The sequence below is a fragment of the Shewanella sp. genome, assembly GCF_051658185.1.
Classification (GTDB): domain Bacteria; phylum Pseudomonadota; class Gammaproteobacteria; order Enterobacterales; family Shewanellaceae; genus Shewanella.
The window spans coordinates 1-1,941 of the sequence record NZ_JBOFMC010000365.1 but is presented as its reverse complement, the minus strand read 5'-3'; the positions used below and the strand labels follow the sequence as shown (position 1 = coordinate 1,941).

Annotated in this window: 2 protein-coding genes; one reads left to right on the top strand and one right to left on the bottom strand. The window is 53.7% G+C overall.

Annotated features, from left to right (window positions below; translation table 11 throughout):
- Positions 1 to 903 (bottom strand): homocysteine S-methyltransferase family protein (locus tag ACRCZA_RS13885; RefSeq protein WP_438675004.1); only part of this gene is annotated, 903 nt, incomplete at its 3' end.
- 222 nt (positions 904 to 1,125) lie between these two features.
- On the opposite strand from ACRCZA_RS13885, the gene ACRCZA_RS13880 reads away from it, so the two are divergent.
- The coding region (locus tag ACRCZA_RS13880; protein WP_438675003.1) for a histidine phosphatase family protein at positions 1,126 to 1,941 on the top strand (816 nt) is incomplete at its 3' end.

The window sequence follows — 1,941 nt, the reverse complement described above, 5'->3', positions numbered from 1 at the left end:
GTCCTCTGGGGTTTCATCGTAACCGCCAAACTCGTTTGGCAGACCCGCATTAGGGTGCGCCGACACATAACATTCGGCGATACGAGACAGTTCTTCGACGTAGGGGCGCAGCTCTTTGGGCCCAAGGGCGCAGTTAAGGCCGATAGATAAGGGCTTGATATGGCGAAGGGAGTTATAAAAGGCTTCGGTGGTTTGGCCGGTAAGGGTTCGGCCCGAGGCATCGGTAATGGTGCCGGAGATCATCACGGGCAAACGCGCTGGCGAGTTAGCGCCAAAGAGTTCATCGAATACGGTTTCGATGGCAAATAGCGCGGCCTTGGCATTTAAGGTATCAAAAATGGTTTCGACCATAATGATATCGGCGCCGCCCTCAATCAGGGCGCGGGTCGATTCGCAGTAAGCGGTGACTAACTCATCGAAGTGGATATTACGAAAGCCTGGGTCGTTAACATCGGGGCTGATAGAGCAAGTGCGGTTAGTGGGCCCTAACACCCCGGCGACATAACGTGGCTTACCCGTGGCCTGCTCGATTGCATCACAGGCCTCACGGGCAAGGCGCGCGCCTTCGCGGTTAATCTCGGCGGACAATGACTGCATATCATAATCGGCCATGGCGATCGTGGTGGCGTTAAAGGTATTGGTTTCAATAATATCGGCACCGGCTAATAGGTAGTCGGTGTGAATTTGTTTGATGATGTGTGGCTGAGTCAGGACTAACAGGTCGTTATTGCCCTTTACATCGGTATGCCAATCCTTGAAACGCTCGCCGCGATAATCGGCTTCTTCGAGTTTATAGCCTTGGATCATGGTGCCCATGGCACCGTCTAAGATCAGAATGCGCTGCGTGAGCTGCTGACGAATGTTTGCCAAACGTTGGCCGGGGGGATTTGAGGGTATCGTCATAAATAGTTACCTTTACTACAGCTAAGTGAAGTCCAGCATACGGTGTTTATCGCGCGTTGGTGTTTGGGTTATTAAGCGCATTTTATTATCATGTGCCGCTATTTTTTTTGGACATTTAAACGTATAGACGTCCATAATACGCGAGGTAGGATTATCAGAGCAAGGTTAAAGTCATTAGAATCGAGACATTAGGCTTTAGCCGCGACATTTTTAAAGGCAAATATGAAACAAGTGCGCTTATTGCTGTTACGCCATGGCGAATGTGAAGGCGGCGCAATTTTACGTGGCCGGGTGGATGTGGCGCTAACGGCTAAAGGCTGGCAACAAATGGCGGCGGCGGTGAAAGCCTATCCGCCGCATTGCCACGGTATTTACAGCTCAAGTGCGAAGCGCTGCGCCGAATTTGCCAAGGCGTTCGCCCTTGAGCAGAGCGCGGCGACGCCCACTGCTGAGCCTATGCACCTTGAGTTATGCACTGGCTTACAGGAGCTTGATTTTGGTGAGTGGGACGGTGTGGCACTCGATGCGTTGTACCACCAAGCGGGGGATAAACTGACGGCCTATTGGCAAAATCCTTGGCAGGCCGCGCCGCCGGGGGGGGAGTCAATGGCAAGTTTTGAGTTGAGGGTCAACACCACGATTGACGCGATTTTGGATCGTAGCTTTGCGCGCATGCATCAAGTGGCTGCGTGCAAAGCAACAGCCAATGGGCAAAGGGCGGAACATCAAGCTGGGCTGAGCTCAGGGCAAAGCGCAGGGCTGAGCTCAGTACAGAGCGCCGAACCCGCGGATGACTCGAGGACGACATCGAGCGCTATCGCCACCGCGCCGATTTGGATTATCAGCCATGGCGGTGTTATTCGGCACTTAATGGCAAGGGCACTTGGCGCTGCCAATATTGCAGGCTTTTATAGCCAACTGACCCTGCCGGTTGCTGCCGTCGTCAGTATTGTTGTGCTCGAGGATGAGCAAGGTGAGCGTTATTGGCGCTTAGACTGGCCAAGCGGCGTGGCGTCGCCGCAGCAGCCCGAGCTCGTC